At 66.1% G+C, this 25,996-nt stretch carries 24 protein-coding genes and 1 pseudogene; 13 read left to right on the forward strand and 12 right to left on the reverse strand.

Going from position 1 to position 25,996, the window contains the following annotated elements:
* The first annotated feature begins 8 nt into the window (after positions 1–8).
* The 4 genes from ACGFK1_RS21765 to ACGFK1_RS21780 all read left to right on the forward strand — a co-directional run bounded on the left by ACGFK1_RS21765 (position 9) and on the right by ACGFK1_RS21780 (position 4,049).
* Entirely contained in the window at positions 9–524 is a 516-nt protein-coding gene (locus tag ACGFK1_RS21765; RefSeq protein WP_393433927.1) for a mycothiol transferase, read from the forward strand.
* Positions 525–734: 210 nt separating this feature from the next.
* Positions 735–2,252 carry an aldehyde dehydrogenase family protein gene (locus tag ACGFK1_RS21770; protein WP_393433930.1) on the forward strand — a complete coding sequence of 506 codons (1,518 nt, stop codon included), beginning with the start codon at positions 735–737 and terminating at the stop codon, positions 2,250–2,252.
* A gap of 58 nt (positions 2,253–2,310) precedes the next feature.
* Entirely contained in the window at positions 2,311–3,165 is an 855-nt protein-coding gene (gene ppk2 / locus ACGFK1_RS21775) for a polyphosphate kinase 2 (RefSeq protein ID WP_393433933.1), read from the forward strand.
* Positions 3,166–3,197: 32 nt separating this feature from the next.
* Positions 3,198–4,049 (forward strand): hypothetical protein, encoded by an 852-nt coding sequence (locus tag ACGFK1_RS21780; protein ID WP_393433935.1) that lies wholly within the window; start codon positions 3,198–3,200, stop codon positions 4,047–4,049.
* A 4-nt stretch (positions 4,050–4,053) separates the two neighbouring features.
* On the opposite strand, the pseudogene ACGFK1_RS21785 reads toward ACGFK1_RS21780, so the two are convergent.
* A pseudogene (locus ACGFK1_RS21785) lies at positions 4,054–4,953 on the reverse strand (crotonase/enoyl-CoA hydratase family protein).
* A 41-nt stretch (positions 4,954–4,994) separates the two neighbouring features.
* Between ACGFK1_RS21785 and ACGFK1_RS21790 the strand changes: the two are divergent.
* Together ACGFK1_RS21790 and ACGFK1_RS21795 are read left to right on the forward strand one after the other, a co-directional pair.
* A complete protein-coding gene (locus ACGFK1_RS21790; RefSeq protein ID WP_393433938.1) occupies positions 4,995–6,326 on the forward strand; it encodes a cytochrome P450 in 1,332 nt (443 codons plus the stop codon).
* Between the two features lie 104 nt (positions 6,327–6,430).
* Positions 6,431–7,846 (forward strand): purine-cytosine permease family protein, encoded by a 1,416-nt coding sequence (locus ACGFK1_RS21795; RefSeq protein ID WP_393433941.1) that lies wholly within the window; start codon positions 6,431–6,433, stop codon positions 7,844–7,846.
* Here the strand turns inward: ACGFK1_RS21795 and ACGFK1_RS21800 are convergent.
* Positions 7,804–9,849 carry a prolyl oligopeptidase family protein gene (locus ACGFK1_RS21800; RefSeq protein WP_393433944.1) on the reverse strand — a complete coding sequence of 682 codons (2,046 nt, stop codon included), beginning with the start codon at positions 9,847–9,849 and terminating at the stop codon, positions 7,804–7,806. The genes ACGFK1_RS21795 and ACGFK1_RS21800 overlap by 43 nt on opposite strands.
* 25 nt (positions 9,850–9,874) lie before the next feature.
* Positions 9,875–11,689: a flavin-containing monooxygenase gene (locus ACGFK1_RS21805; protein WP_393433947.1), complete on the reverse strand. Its 1,815-nt coding sequence runs from the start codon at positions 11,687–11,689 to the stop codon at positions 9,875–9,877.
* 105 nt (positions 11,690–11,794) lie between these two features.
* On the opposite strand from ACGFK1_RS21805, the gene ACGFK1_RS21810 reads away from it, so the two are divergent.
* Entirely contained in the window at positions 11,795–13,084 is a 1,290-nt protein-coding gene (locus ACGFK1_RS21810; RefSeq protein ID WP_393433950.1) for a GAF domain-containing protein, read from the forward strand.
* Here the strand turns inward: ACGFK1_RS21810 and ACGFK1_RS21815 are convergent.
* The 6 genes from ACGFK1_RS21815 to ACGFK1_RS21840 all read right to left on the reverse strand — a co-directional run bounded on the left by ACGFK1_RS21815 (position 13,076) and on the right by ACGFK1_RS21840 (position 19,442).
* Positions 13,076–13,690 carry an SRPBCC family protein gene (locus tag ACGFK1_RS21815; protein ID WP_393433953.1) on the reverse strand — a complete coding sequence of 205 codons (615 nt, stop codon included), beginning with the start codon at positions 13,688–13,690 and terminating at the stop codon, positions 13,076–13,078. The genes ACGFK1_RS21810 and ACGFK1_RS21815 overlap by 9 nt on opposite strands.
* Before the next feature lie 2 nt (positions 13,691–13,692).
* A complete protein-coding gene (locus ACGFK1_RS21820; protein WP_393433956.1) occupies positions 13,693–14,547 on the reverse strand; it encodes an FAD binding domain-containing protein in 855 nt (284 codons plus the stop codon).
* Positions 14,544–16,907 carry a xanthine dehydrogenase family protein molybdopterin-binding subunit gene (locus ACGFK1_RS21825; RefSeq protein WP_393433958.1) on the reverse strand — a complete coding sequence of 788 codons (2,364 nt, stop codon included), beginning with the start codon at positions 16,905–16,907 and terminating at the stop codon, positions 14,544–14,546. The genes ACGFK1_RS21820 and ACGFK1_RS21825 overlap by 4 nt, the downstream gene beginning before the upstream one ends.
* Positions 16,904–17,410 carry a 2Fe-2S iron-sulfur cluster-binding protein gene (locus ACGFK1_RS21830; RefSeq protein WP_393433960.1) on the reverse strand — a complete coding sequence of 169 codons (507 nt, stop codon included), beginning with the start codon at positions 17,408–17,410 and terminating at the stop codon, positions 16,904–16,906. Before ACGFK1_RS21830 ends, ACGFK1_RS21825 begins: the two co-directional genes overlap by 4 nt.
* Before the next feature lie 69 nt (positions 17,411–17,479).
* Positions 17,480–18,565 carry a VWA domain-containing protein gene (locus tag ACGFK1_RS21835; protein ID WP_393433963.1) on the reverse strand — a complete coding sequence of 362 codons (1,086 nt, stop codon included), beginning with the start codon at positions 18,563–18,565 and terminating at the stop codon, positions 17,480–17,482.
* Between the two features lies 1 nt (position 18,566).
* Positions 18,567–19,442: an AAA family ATPase gene (locus ACGFK1_RS21840; RefSeq protein WP_393434110.1), complete on the reverse strand. Its 876-nt coding sequence runs from the start codon at positions 19,440–19,442 to the stop codon at positions 18,567–18,569.
* Positions 19,443–19,557: 115 nt separating this feature from the next.
* Between ACGFK1_RS21840 and ACGFK1_RS21845 the strand changes: the two genes are divergently transcribed.
* The 5 genes from ACGFK1_RS21845 to ACGFK1_RS21865 all read left to right on the forward strand — a co-directional run bounded on the left by ACGFK1_RS21845 (position 19,558) and on the right by ACGFK1_RS21865 (position 22,430).
* On the forward strand, positions 19,558–19,836 hold the full coding sequence (locus ACGFK1_RS21845) for a putative holin (RefSeq protein WP_393433966.1): 279 nt from the start codon (positions 19,558–19,560) through the stop codon (positions 19,834–19,836).
* A complete protein-coding gene (locus tag ACGFK1_RS21850; RefSeq protein ID WP_393433969.1) occupies positions 19,829–20,347 on the forward strand; it encodes a hypothetical protein in 519 nt (172 codons plus the stop codon). Before ACGFK1_RS21845 ends, ACGFK1_RS21850 begins: the two co-directional genes overlap by 8 nt.
* Before the next feature lie 10 nt (positions 20,348–20,357).
* Complete coding sequence (gene lpdA / locus ACGFK1_RS21855) at positions 20,358–21,752, forward strand: dihydrolipoyl dehydrogenase (RefSeq protein ID WP_393433972.1); 1,395 nt, start codon at positions 20,358–20,360, stop codon at positions 21,750–21,752.
* A 32-nt stretch (positions 21,753–21,784) separates the two neighbouring features.
* Positions 21,785–22,045: a hypothetical protein gene (locus ACGFK1_RS21860; RefSeq protein WP_393434113.1), complete on the forward strand. Its 261-nt coding sequence runs from the start codon at positions 21,785–21,787 to the stop codon at positions 22,043–22,045.
* A 130-nt stretch (positions 22,046–22,175) separates the two neighbouring features.
* Positions 22,176–22,430 carry a hypothetical protein gene (locus ACGFK1_RS21865; RefSeq protein ID WP_393433975.1) on the forward strand — a complete coding sequence of 85 codons (255 nt, stop codon included), beginning with the start codon at positions 22,176–22,178 and terminating at the stop codon, positions 22,428–22,430.
* An 85-nt stretch (positions 22,431–22,515) separates the two neighbouring features.
* Here ACGFK1_RS21865 and ACGFK1_RS21870 read toward each other — a convergent pair whose 3' ends face one another.
* The 3 genes from ACGFK1_RS21870 to ramB all read right to left on the reverse strand — a co-directional run bounded on the left by ACGFK1_RS21870 (position 22,516) and on the right by ramB (position 24,868).
* Positions 22,516–22,812, reverse strand: coding sequence for a DUF4193 domain-containing protein (locus ACGFK1_RS21870; RefSeq protein WP_393433977.1), 297 nt, complete (start codon positions 22,810–22,812; stop codon positions 22,516–22,518).
* A gap of 68 nt (positions 22,813–22,880) precedes the next feature.
* Positions 22,881–23,456: a carboxymuconolactone decarboxylase family protein gene (locus tag ACGFK1_RS21875; RefSeq protein ID WP_393433980.1), complete on the reverse strand. Its 576-nt coding sequence runs from the start codon at positions 23,454–23,456 to the stop codon at positions 22,881–22,883.
* Positions 23,453–24,868, reverse strand: a complete 1,416-nt coding sequence (ramB, locus tag ACGFK1_RS21880; protein WP_393433983.1) for an acetate metabolism transcriptional regulator RamB — start codon at positions 24,866–24,868, stop codon at positions 23,453–23,455. The genes ACGFK1_RS21875 and ramB overlap by 4 nt, the downstream gene beginning before the upstream one ends.
* 101 nt (positions 24,869–24,969) lie before the next feature.
* Between ramB and ACGFK1_RS21885 the strand changes: the two genes are divergently transcribed.
* Positions 24,970–25,800, forward strand: coding sequence for an acyl-ACP thioesterase domain-containing protein (locus ACGFK1_RS21885; RefSeq protein WP_393433986.1), 831 nt, complete (start codon positions 24,970–24,972; stop codon positions 25,798–25,800).
* Positions 25,801–25,996 lie beyond the last annotated feature (196 nt).

Below are 25,996 nucleotides of genomic sequence, written 5' to 3' on the forward strand. Positions count from 1 at the left end.
GTCAAGGCATGGCTGACTCTGATCTGGCGGCGGTGCGAGAACTGCTGCGTGATGCGTTCACCCGGCTCATCGAACACGTCGAGGACCTGACTGACGGTTTGACCGACGAAGTCGCGTTCTTCCGCCCGACCGGCACCGCGAACAGCATCGCCTGGCTGATCTGGCATGCCGCCCGCCAGCACGACGCCCAACTGTGCGCGATCGCGGGCACCGAGCAGGTGTGGACGCGCGACGGCTGGGCGGACCGGTTCGGTCTCGACCTGCCCCGAGATGCGCACGGATACGGCCACACGCCCGACGAGGTCGGCAAGGTGCGCGCGTCGGCCGACCTGCTCGCCGGCTACTACCACGCGGTGCACAAGGTGACGCTGGAATACATCGCATCGGTGACCGCAGAGGAGTTGAACCGAGTGGTGGACCAGAATTGGAATCCGCCTGTGACGGCCAGCGTCCGCCTTGTCAGCATCATCGACGACTCAGCGCAGCATCTGGGTCAGGCTGCCTACGTGCGGGGGATTGCCTGAACGCGCACACCGCGATGCGCGCATGGCCACCAGTCGCACTGGTGGCCATGGTGTTGCTTTTCATTAATTCACCGACACAGTCGGTGCGGTATTGCTTGGCACGGCGATCGTGTGCACAGCAGCCCTCATGTTGAGACGCCAACCTCACTGAACTTGACACCTGTCAACCCTGCTGCGAGCTGGGTCACAGCCGGTGGCTACCATGAGGGCATGACGGCGACTCCTGACGTTGATGTGCCCGACACCAGCACAATCCGCAATCCCGCGACCGGCGCGGTGGCAGGAAAGGTGCGCTGGACCGACCCCGCCGACGTACCACGCATCGCGGCTGGCCTACGTGAGGCGCAGAAGCAATGGGAGGCGCGGGGCGCCAAGGGCCGTGCCAAGGTGCTGGCCCGCTACGCGGTCTGGATGGGCAAGCACCGCGACGAGATCGAGGCGCTGCTGATCAAGGAGACCGGCAAGTCGGCCGCCGACGCCGCGCAAGAAGTGCCGCTGCTGATCATGATCGCGTCGTACTACGTCAAAACCATGGAGAAGGCGCTGGCGCCCGAAACTCGCCCGGCGTCGCTGCCGTTTCTGGCCATCAAGACGGTCGAGGTGCACTACCGGCCCCGACCGGTGGTGGGCATCATCGCGCCGTGGAACTATCCCGTGGCCAATCTGCTGATGGACGGCATCGGGGCGCTTGCCGCGGGATGCGCGGTGTTGCTCAAGCCGTCGGAACGCACACCGCTGACCGCTGAGTTGCTGCAGCGCGGCTGGCTGGATTCCGGTGCGCCGGAGGTCATGGCGATCGTCCAGGGCGCCCGCGAGGCCGTCGAGGCTGTCGTCGACAACTCCGACTACGTCCAGTTCACCGGGTCCAGCGCGACCGGTGCCAAGGTGATGGAGCGCGCCGCGCGCAAGCTCACGCCCGTCAGTCTGGAACTCGGCGGCAAGGACCCGATGATCGTGCTGGAGGACGCCGACGTCGACCTTGCCGCGCACGCCGCGGTATGGGGCGCCTTCTTCAATGCCGGGCAGACGTGTGTGTCCGTGGAACGGGTCTACGTGCTGGCACCGGTGTACGACCAGTTCGTCAAGGCGGTCGTGCGCGACGTCAACAACCTGAAGATGGGTGCGGGTGACGGCTATGACTTCGGCGCGCAGATCGACGACAGCCAGGTCGCGGTGACCGACCGCCACGTCCGCGAAGCGGTGGCCGCCGGCGCCAGGGCGCTCACCGGCGGCAAGCGGCCGGACGGCCCCGGCAGCTTCTACCCGCCGACGGTATTGGTCGACGTCGACCACTCGATGGCCTGCATGACCGAAGAGACCTTCGGCCCGACGCTGCCGATCATGAAGGTCGCAACCGTCGACGAGGCGATCCGGCTGGCCAACGACAGCCCGTACGGCCTGTCCGCATCGGTGTTCTCCCGAGACCTCGACCGTGCCAAAGCCATTGCTGTGCAACTTGATTGCGGTGCGGTCAACATCAACGACGTGATATCGAACCTGATGTGCACGACGGCCCCGATGGGCGGCTGGAAGTCCTCGGGGATCGGTGCGCGGTTCGGCGGTGCGGAGGGGTTGCGCAAGTTCTGCCGCCAGGAGGCGGTGGTGGCGCCGCGCACCAACATCGGCGCGGGCGGCAACTACTACAACAATTCGCAGAAGGCGTTGAAGCGGATGAACAAGCTGATGACGAAGCTGGCGCTGATCACCCCTCGCCGCGTCGCCAAGTAGCACCAGCCGTTCATCCACGCGTCACCCGGGCGTACATCCGCGTCGATAGCTTCGGCCGGTGACCCTGGACTCACCCGGCTACCGCGTGCACGACGACGACGATGACGACCCGGTGCTGCTCGACAGCCAGGGCATTCCCGTCGACACCTGGCGGGAGAACTACCCGTACGACGAGCGGATGTCGCGCAGCGAGTACGAGGAGCAGAAGAGGCTGCTGCAGATCGAATTGCTGAAGCTGCAGAAGTGGAGTCAGGCCAACGGGCACCGGCACGTGATCGTGTTCGAGGGCCGCGACGCGGCGGGCAAGGGCGGCACCATCAAGCGGTTCATGGAGCACCTCAACCCCCGCGGCGCCCGCGTCGTCGCGCTGGAGAAGCCGACGGACCGCGAACGCACCCAATGGTATTTCCAGCGCTACGTCCACCATCTGCCCGCGCACGGCGAGATCGTGCTGTTCGACCGGTCCTGGTACAACCGGGCGGGCGTCGAGCGGGTGATGGGCTTCTGCACGCCCAAGCAGCACGCCGAGTTCATCAGGCAGGTACCGCTGTTCGAACAGATGCTGGTCAACGACGGCATCAGCCTGACCAAACTGTGGTTCTCGGTGTCATCTGCCGAACAGCGGACGCGGTTCACCATCCGCCAGGTGGACCCGGTACGGCAATGGAAGCTGTCGCCGACGGACCTGGCGTCGCTGGACAAGTGGGACGACTACACCGCGGCCAAGGAAGACATGTTCGCGTGGACGGACACCGAAATCGCGCCATGGACAGTGGTCAAGAGCAACGACAAGAAGCGCGCGCGGGTGAACGCCATGCGCTACGTGTTGAGTAAGTTCGACTACGACAACAAGGACCATGAGGTGGTCGGCAGGCCGGACCCCCTCATCGTGGGACGCGCCCTGGCCGACTGAGTCGACGCGTCCTGCCCGCAGAAGGAGGACGCGTGCGGTTCGTGGCGACCGTGTTCCTGTGGCTTGTCACGACGGTCGCGCTGGCGCTGGCACTACCCGCTATGTGGGCGCAGAAGAACATCGTCGACGCCGACGGTTATGCGTCGTTTGCCCGATCGGCGGCCAAGGATCCGAACCTGCAGCAAGCGATGGCCTCGGAACTCACCACGCAGATCGTCTCGCTGGGTGCCGAGGAAGGGTATGACCTCAACCCGGACCTGGTCCGCGGGGTCACCACCCAGTACACCCAGAACGCCGGATTCCCCGGACAATTCGCGCAGGCCAACCGGATCGTGCACACCTGGATGTTCACCGACGAGATCCACCGGCAGGAAGGCACCGACGACCGGTGGTTGATCGACATCGCGCCGATGCTCTCGGACCCGTCGCTGAAGGAGACGTTGGGAAACCTCAACCTCGACGTGCCTTCGAACTTGACGGTGCCCATCACGGTGCCCGAATCGTCGGGGATGCAGCCGGGGCAGTTACGTGGGCTGTCGACGTGGGGTGCGTGGGTGAGCATCGGCGCGACGGTGCTGACGGGAATATTCGCGCTGCTGACGCTCGCGGCCGCCAGGACTCGCGGGAAAGCCCTTGCCGCGCTTGGTGTTTCGGCGTTGATCGTGGGCGCAGCCGGGTGGGCGGGACTGGAGGTGGCGCGCAGATTCGTCAACGGCGCGCTGGACCGCACGACCGGTGACATTCGTCAGGTGGCCGAGGCGATGGTCAGCCACGCCGAGGACGGCATGCATCAGTGGCTGAATTTGACGCTGGCCGCGGGCGGGGTGCTGGTGGTGTTCGGTGTGCTGATCTCGATGCTGGGCGGGCTGCGCCGCCGCGACTAGTACCTCAGGGCTCGATGATGTGCGACGGGTCCGGTCTGCGGTCCGGAGGCGCTTGACTGTAGTCGCCCCACGGCCCGTCTCGGCGCTCGATGGCGTTGCGTACCCCCTGAGTCGCGGCTGTGTCGATGAATTGCAGCGCTTCGGGAGTGTTGCGCATCAGCCCGTCCAGGATGCCGCCGAGCGTCTGCGTGGACGCCAGCCCCATGTTCTCGTAGGCCTGGTTGACGATGAGCTTCTGCGCCTGCAGTTGGGACAGCGGGATGCTGGCGAGCTTCGCGGCGATCTCGGCGACACGGGCCTCGAGGTTTTCGAAGGGCACCGACTCGTTGATCAGTTCGACTGCGGCAGCTTGGGTGCCAGTCAGCGGCTCACCGGTCAGCGAGTGCCATTTGACCTTGGCCAGTGACAGGCGGTAGAGCTACATACCGGTCAGATACGCGCCCCACATCCGGGCATACGGCGTGCCGATGACGGCGTCGTCGCTGGCGATCACGATGTCGGCACACAACGCGTAGTCGCTTGCGCCACCGACACACCAGCCATGCACCTGGGCGATCACCGGTTTCGACGCGCGCCAGATCGCCATGAACTTCTGCGTCGGGCCCGTCTCGCGGGCACTGACCATCGCGAAGTCCTTGCCGGGGTCCCAGCGTCCGTCCGTGTTCATCGCCTCGCCCCAGTGCTGGAAGCCGCCACCGAAGTCATACCCGCCGGAGAAGGCTCGGCCCGCACCGCGCAGCACGATCACCTTGACGGCCGGATCGCGCTCGGCCAGTCCGATCGCGCTCTCGATCTCGTCAGGCATCGGCGGAACGATGGTGTTGAGGTGCTCCGGTCGGTTCAGCGTGATGGTGGCGATGGCGCCGTCGGTCTTGTAGAGCAGCGTCTCGAACTGTGTCGGCATGGGTGAAGTTTGGCAGAGTTGGCTGCGGGAACTCGGCGACCATGACCGATCGCCTCACCGGAACCAGGGCCGTCAGAACGTTGACCGACCTGGGATTCGCCTCGATCGCCGCGGGAGTGCTGGCGCGGCGGCGTCCGGTCGTGCGGGCGCTGGAGAAGATGCAGGCCGACGGCAGGGCGATCAGTCGGATGAAACGACTGCGCGACGAGTTCGGCCGCGGGCCCGTCGAGGTGGTGGTGCCGGGCAGGCGGATGGTGGTGGTGCTCGACCCCTTGGACGTCGGGCGCGTTCTTGCGGAGGCCCCGGTGCCGTTCCATCCAGCGAATCGCGAGAAGCGCAAGGCGCTCGAGTGGTTCCAACCGCACGGCGTGTTGATATCCCAAGGCCCGATCCGCCAGCAACGCCGTGCGTTCAACGATGTGGCGTTGGAGTCGGGTTGGGAGTTGCACAGCATGGCGGGCGCGTTCGTCGGCGTCATCGGTGACGAGGCGCGCGAGTTGGTGGCAGGCACGGCGGCGCAGGGCCATCTCGATTCCGCCACCTTCATGCGGGCCTGGTGGGCGCTGGTTCGTCGAATCACGTTGGGCGATCGGGCACGTGACGATGATGCGATCACCGACAAGCTGTTGCGGCTGCGCAAGGCTGGCAACTGGTCGTTTCTGTCGATGCCGCACTACCGGGCACGTGCGAGGTTTTTCGAACATCTCTACACCTACCTGGAGGACCCGCAGCCGGGCACACTGGCGGCCGCGGTGGCCGACGCGCCGGCCAGCGGGGCGGTCGATCCGGTGGGCCAAATACCCCAGTGGCTCTTCGCTTTTGACGCGGCCGGAATGGCGTCGCTGCGCGCCCTGGCGCTGCTCGCCACCCATCCCGATCGGCTGGCCATGGCGCTCGACGACGTCGGCGACCCGGAACAGGTTTCGCTGCGGCCGTATTTACGAAGCGTGGTACTCGAATCCGTGCGGCTGTGGCCGACGACGCCGACGATCCTGCGCGACACCACCGAGGACACGCAGTGGCGCAACGGCAGCATCGCCAAGGGTGTCGGTCTGATGATCGTCGTTCCTGCGTTCCATCGCGATGATCAGCTGCTGCCGTTCGCGCACACCTTCGTGCCCGATATCTGGCTCGACGGGACAGCGCCGCAATATCCGCAGTTGGTGCCGTTCTCCGCGGGTCCCGCCGAGTGCCCAGGACGAAATCTCGTGTTGTTCGTCACCAGCACATTGCTAGCACATCTGTTGCATGCGCTGAGTTTCGAGCTGACATCGAACCCGCGGCTGGTGCCGGACCAGCCTCTGCCGATGACGTTGAACCAGTTGACGCTCGACTTCGCCGTCAAGTCGTTGCTGCACAAATCCGCGGTCTGAACCCGCCGGTGTCCCGCTGCGCGACACACCTCGTAAGTCAACAGAACGACTGCAGTAAGTGGCAGGCTGTAACCGCATCAGGCGGTCGACCCACGAGGATTCCCATGGCAGTTGAGGTGGAACGCCGAACCATCGACGTGGTTCCCGACAACGAGCGGCACGGGAAACCACGCGACCAGTTCACGCTGTGGTTCGGCGCCAACATGCAGATCACCGCGATCGTCGACGGTGCTCTGGCCGTAGTGTTCGGCGCCGACCCGCTGTGGGCAATCATCGGCTTGCTGATCGGCAACGTCTGCGGCGGTGTCGTGATGGCTTTACACTCGGCGCAGGGTCCGAAAATGGGTATCCCGCAGATGATTTCCAGCCGGGCCCAGTTCGGGGTGTGGGGAGCGTGTCTTCCGTTGGTGTTGGTGGTGCTCATGTATCTGGGCTTCGCCGCGACCGGAACGGTGCTGTCTGGTCAAGCGATCAACGAGATCCTCGGCATCGACACGCCATCGGTCGGCATCGTCATCTTCGGATTGCTGACACTGATCGTCGCCGTCATCGGCTACCGCATGATTCACCGGTTGGGCCGGTTGGCCACCGTCGTGTGCGCCGTCGGATTCACCTACATCGGCATCCGCATGCTGATGGAATACGACGTGCCCGCATTGCTCGGGGCCAAGCCGTTCGACGTCGCTACTTTCCTGTTGGCGGTGTCGCTCGGCGCGGGATGGCAACTGACCTTCGGTCCCTACGTTGCGGATTACTCTCGCTACCTGCCCCGGTCGACGCCCGAATCGAGCACGTTCTGGAGCACCTTCCTCGGCTCGGTGATCGGATCGCAGTGGTCGATGACGCTCGGTGCGATCGTCGCCGCGGGGGCGGGCGATGAGTTCCTCGCGTCCCAGGTCACCTTCATCGGAGATCTGGCAGGCGGCGTGGTGGTCGCAACGGCGATATACGTCGTGATCGTCACCGGCAAGCTCGCGGTCAACTGTCTGAATGCATACGGCGGCCTGATGACCATCCTGACCACGGCGACGGCCTTCACCAGGACCGCGCGTGTGCCCCAATGGATCCGAACGGCGTGCGTGGCGGCGTTCATTGTGATCTCCGTGATCATCGCGCTGATCGCCACGAAAGACTTCCTCGACAATTTCCGCAACTTCGTCCTGTTGATACTGATGGCCTTCACCCCGTGGAGCGCGGTCAACCTTGTCGACTATTACCTGATCTCGAAGGAACGGGTCGACATCCCCGCTTTGTACGATCCGAACGGGCGTTACGGCCGCATGAACGTCACCGCGTTGGTGAGTTACGTGATCGGCATCCTGATTCAGGTGCCGTTCTTGTCCCAATCGCTCTACACCGGTCCACTGGTGGACGATCTCGGAGGCGCCGACATCTCCTGGATCGTCGGTTTACTGGGAACCGCTGCGCTGTACTACTTGTGGGCGAGAAGAACCGCCCGCCCGCCGTCGCAGATGATCTATCCCGGTGAGGTGAGCGCCGTTTCTGGTGAGCTGGGTTGATCGCTCAGCATCCGGTGCAGGAACTCGAAGACCAACGCCGACCGGAACGCGATCTGGGCATTGTCGGCCGCCCCCGCGTGGCCGCCCTCGATGTTCTCGTAGTACCGCACCGGCTGGCCCGCCGCCTCGAGCGCCGCGGTCATCTTTCTGGCGTGCCCTGGATGCACCCGGTCATCCCGGGTCGAGGTGGTGATCAATACGGGCGGATAGCTCCGTTCGGACGAAATGTTCTGATACGGCGAGTATTTGGAGATGAACGCCCAGTCGTCGGGGTTGTCGGGATCGCCGTACTCGGCCACCCACGACGCCCCGGCGAGCAGTAGGTGGAACCGCCGCATGTCGAGCAGCGGCACACTGCACACCAGAGCGCCGAACAACTCCGGGTACTTCGTGAGCATGATGCCCATCAGCAGTCCGCCGTTGCTTCCACCCTGAGCGCCCAATTGCTCGAAGGTGGTGATGCCGCGCCGGACCAAATCCGCCGCCACCGCGGCGAAGTCCTCGTCGACCAGATGCCTACCCTCACGCATCGCCTGGGTGTGCCAGGCGGGGCCGTATTCACCACCGCCGCGGATGTTGGCCAACACGTAGGTGCCGCCCCTGGAAAGCCACAGCCGCCCGAGTACCCCGGCGTAACCTGGCGTGCTCGAGCTCTCGAATCCGCCGTATCCGTTCAACAGGGTCTTCGTCGGACCTGTCGAACTGCGGTGTGCCACAACGAAATACGGGATCATCGTGCCGTCGGCCGAAGCGACGAAGTTCTGTGTGACCTCGATGTCGGACGCGTCGAAGAATGCCGGGGCGCTCTTGATCTGAGTCACCTCGCCGCCGGCATGGCCCCACAGCAGTCGGGACGGCAGGTCGAAGCCGCTGGAGTCGAGGAACATCTCGTCGCCGTATTCGTCGACGTCGACAAGAACGGTGTGGGTATTGGGCGGGATGCCAGGGATCGGTGTGGCCCGCCACTCACCGGGGGTGACCAACTCGACCTTGCTGGCCACGTCGACGAGGCTGAGCAGGACCAGGTGGTCGCGGGTCCACGCGTAGTTCTCCAGGCTGGAGTGTTCGTCGGGTTCGAACACCACGCTCAGTTCCGCTGTGCCGGCGAGGAATTGCTCGTAGTTCGTGGCCAGTAGACATCCCGCGGGGTAGATCGTCGTGCCGACCGCCCAATCGGTGCGGGGCCGGATCAACAACCACTGACGGTGCAGCGAGATGTTGGCGTCGGTGGGAACGTCGATGCGAATCAATTCGTTGCCACGCAACTCGTAGCGCTCGCGGTTGAAGAAGTCGAGGGATCGGGTGATCAGCAACCGCTCGTAGCAGGGCGTCCGGTCGTAGCCGGCGCCGACGCTGACGTCCGACGGGTCGCCGGTGAACAGCGTTTGGGCCTCCTCGAGTGGCTGTCCGCGCCGCCAGCGCTTGACGATGCGTGGGTAGCCGGATTCGGTCATCGACCCCTCGCCGAAGTCGGTGCCGACCAGCACGGTGTCGGAGTCTTCCCATGACATGCCCGACTTCGCTTCTGGCAGCTGGAAGCCGTCGGTGACGAATTCCCGCTTGACCATGTCGAATTCGCGCACGACGGTGGCGTCGGCGCCGCCTCGTGACAGTTCGATCAGCGCCAGCGTGTATTCGGGCTCGATGACCTCGGCACCGGCCCACACCCAGTTCTCGCCATCGGCGCGCGCCAGTTGGTCGATGTCGAGGATGACATCCCAGTCGGGCCGTTCGCTGCGGTAGCTATCCAGCGTGGTGCGCCGCCACAGCCCGCGTGTGTTCTTCGCGTCGCGCCAGAAGTTGTACAGGTACTCACCGCGACGCCGGACATAGGGGATGCGGGCATCGGTGTCGAGGATCTCCAGCGCTTCGACGCGCATCTGCTCGAATCTTTCGCCCGCCAGTTCCGCGACGGTCGGCTCGTTGTGCCTGCGCACCCAGGCCAGCGCGTCGTCGCCGGTGATGTCCTCGAGCCACAGGTACGGGTCGTCGCGTTCGTCCACGCACCCATCTTGCCGGGCCGCCCGATCAGCTCAGGTGGTGCACCTCCTGCAGGCCGTACACCGGCGTCGCCAGCCCGACGTGTCGGGCCTTGAGTTGCAGTGCCAGGTACAGCGAATAGTGTCGCGATTGGTGCAGGTTGCCGCCGTGGAACCACAGGTTCTCCTGCTGCGTCGGCTTCCACATGTTGCGCTGTTCGCCCTCCCACGGACCGGGGTCTTTGGTGGTGTCGCTGCCAAGGCCCCACACCTTGCCGACCGTGTCGGCAACGTCCTGGCCGATCAGGTCGGCCGCCCAACCGTTCATCGACCCGTAGCCCGTCGCATACACCACCAGGTCCGCAGGCAGTTCCGTCCCGTCGGCCAGGATCACCGCGTCCTCGGTCAGCCGGTCGACCTGGCCGTGGGCCAGTTTGATCCTGCCGTCGGCGACCAGGTCGCATGCGCCGACGTCGATGTAGTAACCCGACCCCCGCCGCAGATACTTCATGAACAGACCGGAATCGTCGTCGCCCCAATCGAGTTCGAAGCCGGCCGCGGTCAGCCGGTCGTAGAACTCCTTGTCGCGTTCGCGCATCGCGTCGTAGAGCGGGATCTGGAATTCGTGCAGGATGCGGTACGGCAGCGACGCGAACGTCAGATCGGCCTTCTCAGTTGTCATTCCGGCGGCCACGGCGCGCTCGGAGTACAGATCACCGAGACCGATGTCCATCAGGGTGTCGGACTTCACGATGTGGGTCGAGGACCGCTGCACCATCGTCACGTCGACGCCGTTCTCGTAGAGCGCCTTGCAGATGTCGTGGGCTGAGTTGTTCGACCCGACGACAACGGCTTTCTTACCGACGTAGGGATCTGGACCGGGGTGCGCACTGGAGTGATGCTGATCCCCACGGAACACGTCCTGGCCCGGCAGCGTAGGCACGTTCGGCTTGCCCGACATTCCCGTCGCGAGCACGAGGTGTGTCGGTCGCAGCGTGAGCCGTTCGCCGTCACGATCCACCTCGACGGTCCAGCGGCCCGCCTCGGCGTCGAACGACGCCGACACACACGCGGTCTTCGACCAATACGGGACTTCCATCACGCGGGTGTAGAACTCCAGCCAGTCCCCGATCTTGTCCTTGGGGGAGAAGACAGGCCAGTTCGGCGGGAACGGCAAGTAGGGCAGGTGGTCGTACCACACCGGGTCGTGCAGGCACAGCGACTTGTAGCGCTTGCGCCACTGATCTCCCGGCCGCTCATGCTTGTCGAGCACCAGCGCGGGAACGCGCAGTTGACGCAACCGGGCGCCGAGGGCGATCCCGCCTTGCCCGCCTCCGACCACGACCACATAGGGCTGCACCGTGCGCCCCAGTGAGGCGTCCTCTTCGGCGCGCTTCTCGGCCCAGGATCGCGGATCGGGGTCGTCTCCGTGCACGGCGCCCAGTACGCGCGTCGGTCCCTTGCGTTCCTCGTGGCCCTTCAGTTCCTGAAGCGCGGTCAACAGCGTCCAGGCCTGATCGCCTTTGAGGCGCAGATGGCCAACGCCGCTGCCCACCGCGGTCTCGAACTCGATGAACGCCGATGTGACGCCGCCGTCTTCGGTCGGTTCCTCCCGGGTCCGAAAGCCCGACGGGGCGGTATCGGCCAACCGGGCCCCGAGCATGTCGGCCACGCCGTCGCGACCTTCGACGGTCTTGATGTTCCAGGTGAACGCGACAAGGTCGCGCCAGAAGCTGTCGATGGCGAACTTCTGCGTCACCCGGTCGATGTCCCGTTCCGCCATCGCGGCCTCGAAATCGGCGAGCCATGCGTCCACCCGCTGCTGGGGCGTCGTGGCGGCCGCGGGATCCAGAATCTGTGTCATGTGACCCAGAACACACCGTGGGCGTGTTGGTGCACAAGAGTTGCAGCACGTTGCATGGCCTCGCCTGCATGCCTTGCGGTGTGATCAGGAGCACAATCGGCTCTGATGCCTCGTTCCCTCGTCCCCGAGCCCGCTGTCGCGGTGGGTGAGGATCCACGGCGCTACGCCCGGTTGATGTCGGCGGTATATGAGGCCACGATGGCCGGTGATCGCGCCCCGGCGCGGCCACGCAAGGTGATCGAAGACTCCTGGCACCGATTGATGGCGCGCGGCGTCGACCCGGACGCGCTGCCGGCGCCCGAAGTCGAGGACACCACGCTCGACTTGCTGCGCCAGTCGTCCGGCTTACTCGCGGTGCTCGACGAGATCACCCGCGGTCTGGAATCGTTGGTCGCCGAAGGCGACAACATACTGGTCATCGCCGACGCGCAGGGACGCGTGCTGTGGCGGTCCGGATCCCGGTCGGTACTCGGGGAGGCCGACCGGCTGGGGTTCGTCGAAGGCGCGCACTGGGGCGAGCACGCGGTCGGGACGAACGCCATCGGCACCGCGTTGATGTCCAACACAGCGGTGCAGGTGTTCTCCGCCGAGCACTACGCACGCAGCCATCACGCCTGGACCTGTGCCGGTGCACCGATCAGAGACCCGAGAACCGGCCAGGCGATCGGCGTCGTGGACCTGTCCGGCCCGGCGGCGACGGTGCACCCGACGACCGTCGCACTGGTCGACGCGGTGGCTCGGCTGGCCGAGGCCCATCTGCGTGAAGAACACGACCGCGTACTCAACCGGCTCCGGACGGTGGCCGCGCCCATCCTGGCCCGGATCGCCAGCCCCGCCCTCGCCGTTGACCCGCAGGGCTGGGTGGCCGCGGTGGATTCGTTGCCGCCGCACAACAGGATCGCCATGCCGCGCGAAATCTCGCCTGGGCGACTGTGGTTCCCGACGCTGGGCGCGTGCGACGTCGAACCACTGCCGGGCGGGTGGTTGGTCCGGCTGCTGCCCGAGGTCGCCGAGGCGGACGGCCAGCTCGTCTGCGCCACGCTGGACCTGCACGCCCCGGACGCCCCCTCCTTGCAGCTGGACGGCCGATTCGGCTGCTGGCGACGGCAATTGTCACTACGGCACGCCGAGATCCTGCTCGCGCTCGCGCTGTTCCCCGAAGGTCGATCCGCTCCGGAACTGGCGAGCGACCTGTACGGCGACCCGTCGCGCGTGGTCACTGTGCGCGCCGAAATGTCGCGGCTACGAAAGCAATACGCCAGTCTGCTCGCTGCCCAGCCGTACCGCATCGCCGGGTCGGTCAGCTTCAGCGTCGAGTACCCGGACGATAGGGCCGCGCTGTTGCCGTCCTCGACTGCTCCGTTTGTCTGTGCCGCGCGGCGTCTTTCAGGCTGACCGCGACCGCAACCGTCGCACCAGGGCGCCGAACACCAGGATCACCACCGCGGCCGCCGCCAGCGGGCCGACCCGCTTAAGCGCCGAGCGCTGCGCGAAGTGGACCAGGTTCAGCGGTTCGACATCCGCGGGCTCGGGCGCCGGTGCGGTTACCGCCGCGGGTGCCACCGCGAGCTTGTCCGACAGACACGCGGTGAACTGCTCGATGATCTTTCCGCCGACGTCGGCGATCATGCCGCGACCGAACTGGGCGGGCTTACCGGTGATCGACAGATCTGTGGCCACCAGCCCTGCTGTGCGCTCCCCGTCCGCGGTCAACGTGAGGGTGACGGTGGCCTTGACGGTGCCGTTGCCGCGGGTGTCCTTGGCGTCCGCCCTGAGCACGGCGCGGCGGGCCTGTTCGTCGGTCTCGACGAACGCGCCGCTGCCCTTGTACAGCAACATGATCGGGCCGACCTTGACCTTTACGGTGCCGGTGAAGGAGTCGCCGTCGACGCCGGTGAGCGTCGCACCCGGCACGCAGGGCGCCACCTGCTCGGGATCCAGCACCGCGGGCCACACCACATCGATCGGCGCAGGGACCGACAACCGGTGCTCGAGCTGCATGCTCAGGCGCCGATCGCCGTCGCAACGGCCCTGCGGGTCAACACCTTCGCCAGGTGGGTGCGATATTCCGCGTCGGCGTTGCCGTCGGACATCGGGTCCATGCCCTCTGCCGCGTGTTCGGCGGCCGCAAGAATCGACTCCACGCTGGCGCGCTGGCCGATCAGCGCCTCTTCGACGGCGCGGGCGCGCATCGGCACCGGGGCCATGTTCGTCAGCGCGACTTTGGCCTGCCCGATCACCCCGTCGTCGATTGCGACGGTCGCCGCGACGGCGACGATCGACCACGCCTGCGCCACCCGGTGCAGCTTCTCGTAGTGCGCCGCCCAGTCGGTGTGCTTGGGAATCCTGATGTCCGTGAGGATTTCGTCGGGGCCCAGTGCGGTGGTGAAGTAGTCGACGAAGAACTCCGCTGCGCTGACGCTGCGCCTGCCCGACGGACCTGTCACCGTCATCGTCGCGTCCAACGCCAGCACCGGCGCGGCGAGGTCACCGGCAGGATCGGCGTGCGCCAGGTTTCCGCCAAGGGTGCCGCGGTGCCGGATCTGCGGGTCGGCGACGGTACGGGTGGCGTCGGCAAGCAGAAGCGCGTGCTTGCTGACGAGCGGATTGCCCAGCAGGCCGTAATAGGTGGTCATCGCGCCGATCACCAGGGCGTCGCCGTCGTCGCGCACGCCGCGGAGTTCGTCGATTCGGTTCAGGTCGATGAGCACCGAGGGCGCGGCCAACCGCAGTCGCAGCACCGGCATCAGGCTCTGCCCGCCCGCGATCACCTTGGCGTCTTCGCCCGCCTCCGCCAGCGCTGCCACCGCATCGTCGACGGTCGTCGGGGCGACGTAGTCGAAGTTCGCCGGAATCATCGGGCTCCTCCCTTGATTGCGTGCCAGACTCTCAGTGGGCTGCAGGGCATTTCGATGTCGTTCACGCCCAGATGACGTACCGCGTCGATGACGGCGTTGACCACCGCAGGTGTCGACGCGATGGTGCCCGCCTCACCGACCCCCTTGACCCCCAACGGGTTCGTGGTGGCCGGTGTCTCGGTCCGCCCGGTGATGAACTTCGGCAGGTCGACCGCCGACGGCACCAGGTATTCCGAGAACGAGGCGTTGATCAGCGTGCCGGACTCGTCGTGGACGGCCTCCTCGTACAGTGCCTGCGCAATGCCCTGAGCCAGTCCGCCGTGCACCTGCCCGTCCACGATCAGCGGGTTGACCACGTGGCCGATGTCGTCGACACAGACATAGCGACGGATCCCCACCCGGCCGGTCTCGGTGTCCACTTCCGTTGCGCACAAATGGGTTCCGTGCGGGAACGAGAAGTTGTCGGGGTCGTAGGTGGCCTCGGCGTCCAGGTTCGGTTCCAGCCCATCGGGCAGGTCGTGCGCGGCGAATACGGCCAGCGCGACTTCGGCGAGCGTGACGGCCTTCTCGGTGCCCGCAACGCGGAACCGGCCATCGGTGAACTCGAGGTCGTCTTCGGCGCACTCCATCATGTGGGCCGCAAAGGGTTTCGCCTTGGCGATGACCTTGTCGGCGGCCTTCACCACCGCGATCGCACCGACAGCCAGCGAACGCGACCCGTAGGTGTCCAGGCCCCGCGGCGAGCTCTGCGTGTCGCCGTGGATCACCTCGACGTCCTCGAACGGGACGCCGAGTTGGTCGGCGACGATCTGGCTCCACGCCGTCTCGTGACCCTGGCCGTGCGGCGACGAGCCGGTGACCACCTCGACCTTGCCGGTGGGCAGCATCCGGATGGCCGCATGCTCCCAGCCGCCGGCCCCGTACGACAGCGACCCGAGCACCCGCGACGGCGCCAACCCGCACATCTCGGTGAATGTCGAGACTCCGATGCCCAACTGCACGGGGTCGTTGCGCTCACGGCGCTCGGCCTGCTCGCGCCGCAGCCCGTCGTAGTCGAACAACTCGCGGGCTTGGGCGGTGGCGGCCTCGTAATTGCCGGAGTCGTAGGTCAACCCGGCGACGGTGTCGAAGGGGAACTCGTCGTGGGCGATCCAGTTCTGCGCGCGCAGCTCGAGCGGATCGCGGCCCAACTCGGCGGCGAGTTCGTCCATCATCCGTTCGATCGCGAACGTCGCCTCCGGACGTCCGGCGCCGCGGTAGGCGTCGGTGGGCGTCTTGTTGGTGAAGACGTTGGTACACCTGAAGTGATACGACGGGAACTTGTAGATGCCGTTGAACATGAACGCGCCGAGGATCGGGATGCCGGAGGTGACCAGCCGCAGGTAGGCGCCCATGTCAGCGAGCAGTTCCACCTTCAAGCCGGTGACCGTGCCGTCGCGCCGGGCGGCCAGCGTCAGCTTCTGGATCTGATCGCGGCCGTGGTGGGCGGCGAGCATCGATTCGCTGCGGGATTCGGTGTACTTGACCGGCTTGCCGATCCGCCGCGCGACCAGCAGGGCGATCACCTCTTCCGGCGTCACCTGCAGCTTGCCGCCGAACCCGCCGCCGACGTCGGGGGCGATCACCCGGACCTTGTGCTCGGGGATCTCCAGCGTCATCGCCAGCATCAGCTTCAGGATGTGCGGGATCTGCGTGGCCGACCACACGGTCAGCTGGGGGCCGGTCGGATCGACGACCACCGAACGGGGTTCCATGAACGCCGGAATCAGCCGTTGCTGGCGGAAAGTGCGCTCCAGCACCACTTCACCGTCGCGGATGGCGTCCTCGACGTCGCCACCGGTGCCCGCCTCCGCGGAGTCGAAGGTCCAGACCGCGCTGACGTTGGTGCCGAGGTGGGGGTAGATCACCTCCGCGTCGGCGGCCGCGGCGGCCAGATCGAGCACGACGGGCAGGTCGTCGTAGTCCACGTCGATGTGTTCGAGCGCGTCCTGGGCCTCGTACGGGGTGCGGGCCACCACGACGGCGACGGCTTCGCCCGCGAAGTTCACGGTGTCCACCGCCAGCGAGGGCGCGCCGGGCGCCTTCATGTCCTCGGTGATCTGCCACGCGTTCGGCAGGCTGCCTTGTTCGGCGGCCAGATCGCTTCCGGTGAACACGGCGATGACCCCCGGCATGCTGCGCGCGGCACTGATGTCGATGCCGGTGATGCGCGCATGTGCGACAGGGCTACGCAATATCGCCAGATGCTGCATCCCCGGCAACACGATGTTGTCGGTCCAGCGGGTGCGCCCGGTGATCAGATGCTCGTCTTCTTTACGAACGCGCGCCTTACCGATTTCGGGTTCAGCTGTCGCGGTCATCGCAGCGCCTCCGCCGAATCAGATGTGGGCGCAGCTGTTTCCGCGTCCAGCCGATTGGCCGCGTCCTGGACGGCGCTGACGATGTTCTGGTAGCCGGTGCAGCGGCACAGGTTTCCTTCCAGGCCATGCCGCACCGCGTGTTCGTCTGGGTGGGGGTCCTCGGCGAGCAGGTCGATGGTCTGCATGATCATGCCCGGCGTGCAGAAGCCGCACTGCAACGCGTGGTTGTCACGGAAGGCTTCCTGGACGGGATGCAGCTTGCCGTCTCGAGACAGCCCTTCGACGGTGGTCACATCGCCGCCGTCGGCCTGTACGGCCAGCACCGAGCACGACTTGACGCTGTACCCGTTCAAATGGACCGTGCACGCTCCGCAGTTGCTGGTGTCGCAGCCGATCACTGTGCCGACCTTGCCGAGCCGGTCACGAAGGTAGTGGACGAGAAGGAGCCGAGGTTCCACGTCGTCGGTGTAGGTGGTTCCGTCGACGGTGACAGAGATGCGCATATGCATACTCTGCTCTGGCTTGCGGCTGAGAACTCGCGGAATCGCGAAACCGGTTATGCGCCAGCGCGATCAAGCGCAGCGAATCTCGTCGAGCAAATCCTGCAGCGTCGCGAGGCTGTGGCCGGCGAGCAATCGGTCGACGTAAGGCAGCGCCGCGGCGATGCCCGACTGCACTGGCTGGTAACCGTCCACACCTGCGTGCGGGTTCACCCACAGCACCGCGTGGGCGAGTCGGCGCAGCGCCGCCATCTGCTCGGTGAGCAGCGCGGGGTCGCCGCGCTCCCAGCCGTCGGAGAAGATCACCACCACCGCACCGCGGGCCATGCCGCGCCTGCCCCAGCGGTCGAGGAACGCGCGCATGGTCTCGCCGAGTCGGGTGCCCCCGGCCCAGTCGGGCACCGCGCGGCCCGCGGCGGCCAGCGCCACTTCGGGATCACGGGTCCGCAGTGCGCGCGACAGCCTTGTCATCCGGGTGCCGAGCGAAAAGACTTCGGCGGCAGGGTTTTTGCGCGCGACGACGTGTGCGAAACGGAGCAGCGCGTCGGCGTACGGGTTCATCGAGCCGGATACGTCGATCAGCATCACGATGCGCCGCGGCCTGGTGGCCTTGCGATGGTGGCGTGGTCGCACGGGTTCGCCGCCGGCGGCGAGCATGCGCCGAAGCGTGCGCCGCGCGTCGATGCGGCCCCGGCGCGACGGCCGCAGCCTCAGCGCGGGCCGGGTCGCGGGCCGCGGGTGCAGGGTGGCGAGTAGCTCGGCGAGGTGCGCCCGCTCGGCCGCGGTCAGCTCGGCCATGTCGCGATGTCGCAGGATCTCGGTGTCGGCCGCCGCGACCCGCAGGTGCGGTGGCTCACCGTCGGTGTCGGTCGCACCGGCGGCCTCCAGCGCAGCGATGCGCGCGCGGCGCTGGTGCTGGCGGCGCTGCGGCGCACGGACGGGCACCGTGCCGCCGAACCAGTTCTCGAACACCAGGTCGTAGCGCGGGATGTCGTCGGGGTCGCGGCACAGCGTCGCGCGGCCAGCCCAGTACACCTGCCGCGGGTCGGCGAGATCGACCTCGCGCAGCGCCCGGGTGTACGTGTCGACGGCGTCGGCAGGCAGTCCCGCGACCGCGAGCGCGTGCGTGAATCCGGCGAATCCGACCAGCTCCGGCATGTCAGCCTGCCAGCAGCCGGTCCAGCCCTGCCCGTGCGACGCGCTCTGCGTCCTCGTGGTACTTGACCACCGCGCCGAGGGTCGCCGCGGCGGTCTGCGCGTCGAGCACATCGCGGTCGAGTTCGCGCAGCGCGCGCGCCCAATCCAGCGATTCGGCGACACCTGGCGGCTTGACCAGTTCCATGCCGCGCAGGGTGTGCACGGCGCGGGCCACCTGACCGGCGAGGGTTTCGTCGATGCCTGGGATGCGGCGACGCAAGATCGCGATCTCGCGCGCCAGGTCGGGATGCTCGAGCCAGTGGTACAGGCAACGCCGCTTGAGCGCGTCGTGCACGTCGCGGGTGCGGTTGGACGTCAGCACCACCAGCGGCGGCGTGGCGGCCCGTATCTCGCCGAGTTCGGGAATGGTGACCGCGTTCTCGTCGAGCACCTCGAGCAGAAACGCCTCGAATTCGTCGTCTGCCCTGTCGATTTCGTCGACCAGCAGCACGCACGGCGCCTCGGTGAGCGCCCGCAGCAACGGCCGCGCCAGTAGGAACCGCTCGGTGTAGAGCGAGCGTTCCGCGGACTCGGCGTCGAGATGTCCCGCCGCCTCGAGCGTCCGAAGATGCAGCAGTTGCCGCGGGAAGTCCCAGTCGTAGAGCGCCTGCGCGGCATCGATGCCCTCGTGGCACTGCAACCGGATCAACGGCAGCCGCAGCGCCTCGGCCAACGCGGTGGCGAGCGACGTCTTGCCGGTGCCGGGCTCACCTTCGCAGAACAGCGGCCGCCCCATCCGCAACGCCAGGTAGGCGGCCGTGGCGATGCCCTCGTCGGCCAGGTAGCCGGTGGCGTCGAGCGCGTCTGCCAATTGCGTCGGCGACCCGACATCGGGCATGGAATCGCTCACTACGCGAGCGTAGGTCAGCGGTTGATCACAGCTGCGCAACTTCGGCCGTGACCCTGCGTGGCGGACAGTCCGGACGTGCAGCGGCGGACTTATCGTTCCAAGCGTGATAGCCCTACCACGCGCGTGGCTGCTGGCCGGCGCAATGCTCGTGGGTCTCGCGGTCGGGCAGGTCGCGGGTATCGCGTCGACCCTGCTTGTGAAGGCGAGCGTCCGGCCGGACATCGTGATCGCGCTGGTGATCGGGGTGCCCAGCGTGGTCGGCATGCTGATGATCCTGCTGTCGGGCCGGCGCTGGGTGACCGCGCTCGGCGCGTTCATCCTGGCCATCGCACCGGGCTGGTTCGGTGTCCTCGTCACGATTCAGGTGGTGCACGGTGCCTAACCCGACCGAACAAGAGACGCTGCCCGGCGACCCGACGCAGCCGTATTCGCCGATCTTCACCGGGGAGTTTTCGGCCATGGCCGATCCGGTGCAGCCGTTGGTCGCCGACCGCGACGCCGGCAACAGCGCTGAGCCGCCGACGGGTCTGTTGCTCCCCGTGGTTCATCCAGAAGTCGTCGCGGGCACCTACCAACACCTCAAGCGCTGGACCTTTGTCCTCGTGGTGGCGGGGGTGTGGATCGCCGGTGCTGCCTGCGGGTGGGGGCTGTACTACTGGTGGTTTCACTCGCTGGACAAGACGCCGCCGGTATTCGTGGTGCTGATCTTTGTGATCTTGTGCACCCTCGGCGGCGTGCTGGCCGCGATGGTGGTCGACAAACCGCTCGTCGCGGCGTTGGCGATCGGGCTGATGTCGGCGCCACTGGCCGCGCTCGGCGCCGCGGCGGTGCTGCACGGCACCTACTTCTGCCAACACGTGAGCCGCTGTCTGGTGGGGTTGATCCCCTACTAAGGTTGGGCGGGTGACTCACTATGACGTCGTCGTTCTCGGAGCAGGCCCCGGCGGGTACGTCGCGGCCATTCGCGCCGCCCAGCTCGGACTGAACACCGCAATCGTCGAACCCAAGTACTGGGGCGGGGTGTGCCTCAACGTCGGCTGCATCCCGTCCAAGGCGCTGCTGCGCAACGCGGAGCTCGCGCACATCTTCACCAAGGACGCCAAGCAGTTCGGCATCAGCGGTGAGGCGACGTTCGACTACGGGGTGGCGTTCGACCGCAGCCGCAAGGTCGCCGAGGGCCGCGTCGCCGGTGTGCACTTCCTGATGAAGAAGAACAAGATCACCGAGATTCACGGGTACGGCTCGTTCACCGATCCGAACACGTTGTCGGTCAAGCTCAATGAGGGCGGAACCGAAACGGTGACGTTCGACAACATCATCATCGCCACCGGCAGCAGCACCCAGTTGGTGCCGGGCACGTCGCTGTCGGAGAACGTGGTCACCTACGAAAAGCTGATCATGACGCGGGAACTGCCCAAGTCGATCATCATCGCCGGCTGTGGTGCCATCGGCGTCGAGTTCGCCTACGTGCTCAAGAACTACGGCGTGGATGTGACCATCGTCGAGTTCGTGCCGCGCGCGCTGCCCAACGAAGACGCCGAGGTTTCCAAGGAGATCGAGAAGCAGTTCAAGAAGCTCGGTGTCGTGATCCGCACCGGCACCAAGGTCGAGGGAATCAAGGACGAGGGCGGCGAGGTCACCGTCATGGTGAGCAAGGACGGCAAGTCCGAGGAACTGAAGGCCGAGAAGGTGTTGCAGGCCATCGGTTTCGCGCCCAACATCGAGGGCTACGGCCTCGACAAGGCGGGGGTGCAGATCACCGAGCGCAAGGCCATCGGCATCGACGACTACATGCGCACCAACGTGCCCCACATCTACGCCATCGGCGACGTCACCGGGCTGCTGCAGCTGGCTCACGTGGCCGAGGCGCAGGGCGTGATCGCGGCCGAAACCATCGCAGGCGCAGAGACTTTGCCGCTCGGTGACTACCGGATGCTGCCGCGTGCGACGTTCTGCCAACCGCAGGTGGCCAGCTTCGGACTCACCGAGGAGCAGGCCCGTGCGGAGGGGTACGACGTGAAGGTCGCCAAGTTCCCGTTCACCGCCAACGGCAAGGCGCACGGCGTCGGCGATCCGAGCGGCTTCGTGAAGCTGATCGCCGACGCCAAGTACGGCGAGCTGCTCGGCGGACACTTGGTCGGGCATGACGTCTCCGAGTTGCTGCCCGAACTGACCCTGGCGCAGAAGTGGGATCTGACCGCCACTGAGCTGGCCCGAAACGTGCACACCCATCCGACGATGTCCGAGGCGCTGCAGGAGTGCTTCCACGGTCTCGTCGGCCACATGATCAATTTCTGAACGTGGCCCAGCCCGCCAGCCCGGCGAGGGCGATGTGGGTCGCCGGCATCGGCGGTTTGGTGGTCGGCCACATCCTGTGGCTGGCCGGGATCTCCATCGCGATCGCGACGAGTTCGATCAGCACGTGGGTATTGGTGGTCGCCGCGGTGTCCTTCGTGGCGGGCGCGGCTGCGGCGTATGTCGGCTGGCGGTGTTATCAGCGAAAGTCGGAGATTTGGGCGGTGTTCCTGTGGTTGTTGCCGGTGTCCCCGGTGTTGCTCTCTCTGAGCGTGCTCGGGGTCACCTACCTATAGTCAGACCATGACTGTGCTGCGATTGCCCGCCAATGGTTTTGAAGCTTGCGAGCAGTTCGAAGTCGGCTAGCGGTCGGCAGCTCACTGCATTATCGTCTGGGGCACCGCAGACGATCTCGGAGGAACCAACGTGGCAGCATCGAAGTACGCCGGAATGACCTTTGTCGGCGCAGTCTTGGCCGCATCAGCGTTGGGGTTGGCCGCCAATGCTCAGGCGGACAACTGCGACCCATTCCTGTTGTCGATGACTCCGCAACCCGTTCTCGCGTGCCAGGCTCCCGACGTCGCTCCGCCGCCCGACCAACCTGCAGTCGCTCCTGTCAACGACGTCGCGGCCCCACTTCCCGCCGAGGTGCCACCGCCCGTCCCGGAGCCAGTCGGGTAGCAGCCCGCAAGTCGCTGCACACGCTAAAGCCCTGTGCCGCAGCGGGTTTGCTGGCGTCGACGCCGAAGGCGGGTGGGTTACAGGATCACACGCACTCGGTGCAGAACTGCTCGCCGTCTTTGCGCAGCGCCAACCGGCTGGTGTGTTGCACCAGGAAGCAACTGGAGCAAACGAATTCGTCTGCTTGTTTGGGAACCACACGCACGGTGAGTTCCTCGCCGGTGAGATCGGCGTCGGGTAGCTCGAACGAGTCGGCCGAGTCGCCGTCGTCGACGTCGATGACCGCGGTCGCGGCGTCGTTCTTGCGACGGCTGGTGATCTCCTCCAGCGACTCGTCGCCTTCGGTTTCGGTGACGCGGGGTGCGTCGTAGTCAGTGGCCATGCGACATCCCCTTCCTAACAAGTCTGATAAAGCGCCAAACGCGGCGAGGAAGCGGATTGTTCCCTATCTCAGTCCGGAAAGTCCAGCGGAATTTTCAGTGTCGCCATGGTCGCCGCCAGCGCATCGTATTGCCCTGCCAGCGTGCAGAATTCGATCAGCTGCGCGCGGCTGAGCAGGCCGGAAAGCGTGGACCAGGTCTCCGGCGACATCGAGCGGGTGATGACGAACTCGTCGGTGGCGGTGATCAATACCCGTTGCCGGTCGGTCAGCCCTTGGGCGTCGGGCCCCTCGAAGATCCTGGCCTGCAGGTCAGCGTCGACGCCGCGACTGCGGGCGAGCCTGCGGTGCTGCTGCAGTTCGTACTCGCAGTCGCGCAGGTGGCCCACCCGCAGGATGACCAGTTCGGCGTCCTCGCGGGACAGCTTGCCGGCGTACAGCAGGTAGGCCGAGAACGGCAGCCAGGCGAGGAAAAGCAGCTTGTGCTGCCCGAGCACGTTGAACAGGTGGAACTTCGGCGCGCGGATGCCGCGGGCGCCGAGCTTCGCGATCGCCCAGTTGACGGGGCCCAGTTCCTTGAACCCGCCAGGCGGGATCCGTGCCAACGTTGTCTGCTCTTCGCGCGAGCGCTCATCGCCGCAGCTCATAACTGCTTCACCAGATAGGGCGACACCGTGCTTCGGTGCTCGTCGATGTCCAACGCGCGGCCCAACGCGGGGAAGGCCCGCTGCGGACAGTTGTCGCGTTCACAGACCCGACAGCCCGCACCGATCGGTGTCGCGTTGTCACCGGACAAGTCCAGTCCCTCCGAGTAGACCAGCCGGTGCGCATGCCGGAGTTCACAGCCAAGGCCGATCGCGAACGTCTTACCTGGCTGACCATAGCGCGATGCGCGCCGCTCCACCGTGCGCGCCACCCACATGTAATTGCGCCCGTCGGGCATCTGCGCGATCTGCACCAGAATCTTGCCGGGGTTGGCGAACGTCTCGTACACGTTCCACAGCGGGCAGGTGCCGCCCGACGAGGAGAAGTGAAAGCCGGTGGCGGATTGCCGTTTCGACATGTTGCCCGCGCGGTCGACCCTGACGAAGGACAGCGGCACCCCGCGCATCGAGGGACGCTGCAGCGTGGACAGCCGGTGCGCGATGGTTTCGTAGCTGACGGAGTAGAACGCGGACAGCCGTTCGATGTCGTAGCGGAAGTTCTCGGCGACGTCGTGGAACTGTCCGTACGGCAGCACGGTCGCGGCGGCAAAGTAGTTGGCCAGGCCCAGCCGGGCCAACGTCGTCGACTCCTGGCTGGTGAACTTGCCCTCGGCGACCAACTTGTCGATCAGGTCGCCGAATTCGAGGTAGGCCAGCTCGGCCGCCATCTTCAGCACGGTCTGGCCCGACGAAAGGTGGCTGCTGATCTCGAGGGTCTTCGTGGCCGGATCGAAGCGGTGCAGCACGGTGTCACCGATGTCGATGCGACGCACGATGTGCACGCCGTGGACCCGGGTCAGCCGGTCGGACAGCTCGCGGGCCAACTCGGCGCGATGCATGCGCATCCGGATGGTGAGGTCCTCGGCTGCGGTGTCCAGCTCATGCAGGTAGTTCTGCCGTTGATAGAAGTAGTCGCGGACTTCCTCATGCGGCATGGTGATCGCCCCGGTTCCGCTGCCGTCGGAATTCCGGTCCTCGGTCGCGTTGGCGAGTTGCGCGGCGGTCAGCCGGTATCGGCTGTGCAGGTTCACCATCGCGCGCGCCAATGCCGGGTGCGAGCCGACCATGTCGGCGACCTCGGTGAGATCGACGTCGACGTCGAGGTCGCGATCCATCAGAACCTCGCGGAGCTCGGCGACGAGCCGGGTGTCGTCCTGGGAGGCGAAGAACGTCGCGTCGACCCCGAACACCTCGGTGATCCTGAGCAGCACCGCGACGGTCAGCGGTCGGACGTCGTGTTCGATCTGGTTGAGATAGCTCGGCGAGATGCCCAGCATTTGCGCCAGTGCCGCCTGGTTGAACCCGCGTTCGCTGCGGAGTTGCCGAACCCTGGAGCCGACGAACGTTCTGGCCACGTCAGCCAGCCTAACAATGTTGCGAAGGCCAACTTCGCATTGTTGGCAGATTGCTGGCTGTGGCAGTATCGGGCCGGTTGGAGCGACAGGGAGAACCACGAATGGCGGGAATAGCGGGCAGCACCGGTCTGGCGAAGGTGATGATGCCGGTGCCCGATCCACACCCCGACGTCTTCGACCGGCAATGGCCGCTGCGGGTGGCCGACATCGACCGCGAGGGCAGGCTGCGGTTCGACGCCGCCACCCGGCACATCCAGGACATCGGCTCCGATCAGCTGCGCGAAATGGGCTTCGAGGAAACCCACCCGCTGTGGATCGTGCGGCGCACGATGATCGACCTGATCAAGCCGATCGAGTTCCAGGACATGCTGAGGATGCGGCGCTGGTGTTCGGGCACCTCGAACCGGTGGTGCGAGATGCGGGTCCGGATCGACGGCCGCAAGGGCGGGTTGATGGAATCCGAGGCGTTCTGGATCAACATCAACCGGGAAACCCAGGGCCCTGCGCGGATCTCTGACGACTTCATCGAGGGATTGCAGCGCACCACCTCGGTGGACAGGCTGCGGTGGAAGCCGTATCTGAAGGCGGGCAGCCGTGAGGATGCCGCTCAGATCCGCGACTTCCTCGTGCGCGTCAGCGACATCGACATCTTCGACCACATGAACAACTCCGTGTACTGGAGCGTGATCGAGGACTACCTCTTCAACACACCGGAGCTGTTGCACAAGCCGATCCGGGTGACCATCGAACACGATGCGGCGGTGGCGCTCGGCGACAAGCTCGAGATCATCTCGCACGTGCACCCCCCCGGGTCGACCGAGCAGTTCGGCCCAGAGCTTTCCGATCGCACTGTTAGAACGCTCACATATGCCGTCGGCGATGAGACAAAGGCGGTCGCGGCGATCTTCGCCCTCGAGCCCGCCGAGCTTTAACAGTACAAGCGTACTGACCAGCGGAAACCACACTACCGGTGAGTAGCTACTGAACCGGTACAGCCATTGCCGTCTTCGCAGACTTAGCAAGTTCATCTGGCCTGTTGGCGAAAGTTTACAAACGTAACGGGTGGACCTGCGCTTATGCCGTAGTGCATCCTCGAATTAGCACAACAGTTGAAGGTGCTGGAGGGTT

This window comes from Mycobacterium sp. NPDC048908 (genome assembly GCF_043197955.1).
Taxonomy (GTDB): domain Bacteria; phylum Actinomycetota; class Actinomycetes; order Mycobacteriales; family Mycobacteriaceae; genus Mycobacterium.

Bases quoted from the DNA above. Each gene is read 5' to 3' on its own strand.
- ACGFK1_RS21765 (WP_393433927.1), top strand. From the start codon at position 9: ATGGCTGACTCTGATCTGGCGGCGGTGCGAGAACTGCTGCGTGATGCG.
- ACGFK1_RS21770 (WP_393433930.1), top strand. From the start codon at position 735: ATGACGGCGACTCCTGACGTTGATGTGCCCGACACCAGCACAATCCGC.
- ACGFK1_RS21790 (WP_393433938.1), top strand. From the start codon at position 4,995: ATGACCGATCGCCTCACCGGAACCAGGGCCGTCAGAACGTTGACCGAC.
- ACGFK1_RS21795 (WP_393433941.1), top strand. From the start codon at position 6,431: ATGGCAGTTGAGGTGGAACGCCGAACCATCGACGTGGTTCCCGACAAC.
- ACGFK1_RS21805 (WP_393433947.1), bottom strand. From the start codon at position 11,689: ATGACACAGATTCTGGATCCCGCGGCCGCCACGACGCCCCAGCAGCGG.
- ACGFK1_RS21810 (WP_393433950.1), top strand. From the start codon at position 11,795: ATGCCTCGTTCCCTCGTCCCCGAGCCCGCTGTCGCGGTGGGTGAGGAT.
- ACGFK1_RS21815 (WP_393433953.1), bottom strand. From the start codon at position 13,690: ATGCAGCTCGAGCACCGGTTGTCGGTCCCTGCGCCGATCGATGTGGTG.
- ACGFK1_RS21820 (WP_393433956.1), bottom strand. From the start codon at position 14,547: ATGATTCCGGCGAACTTCGACTACGTCGCCCCGACGACCGTCGACGAT.
- ACGFK1_RS21825 (WP_393433958.1), bottom strand. From the start codon at position 16,907: ATGACCGCGACAGCTGAACCCGAAATCGGTAAGGCGCGCGTTCGTAAA.
- ACGFK1_RS21830 (WP_393433960.1), bottom strand. From the start codon at position 17,410: ATGCGCATCTCTGTCACCGTCGACGGAACCACCTACACCGACGACGTG.
- ACGFK1_RS21835 (WP_393433963.1), bottom strand. From the start codon at position 18,565: ATGCCGGAGCTGGTCGGATTCGCCGGATTCACGCACGCGCTCGCGGTC.
- ACGFK1_RS21840 (WP_393434110.1), bottom strand. From the start codon at position 19,442: ATGCCCGATGTCGGGTCGCCGACGCAATTGGCAGACGCGCTCGACGCC.
- ACGFK1_RS21860 (WP_393434113.1), top strand. From the start codon at position 21,785: ATGTGGGTCGCCGGCATCGGCGGTTTGGTGGTCGGCCACATCCTGTGG.
- ACGFK1_RS21870 (WP_393433977.1), bottom strand. From the start codon at position 22,812: ATGGCCACTGACTACGACGCACCCCGCGTCACCGAAACCGAAGGCGAC.
- ACGFK1_RS21875 (WP_393433980.1), bottom strand. From the start codon at position 23,456: ATGAGCTGCGGCGATGAGCGCTCGCGCGAAGAGCAGACAACGTTGGCA.
- ACGFK1_RS21885 (WP_393433986.1), top strand. From the start codon at position 24,970: ATGGCGGGAATAGCGGGCAGCACCGGTCTGGCGAAGGTGATGATGCCG.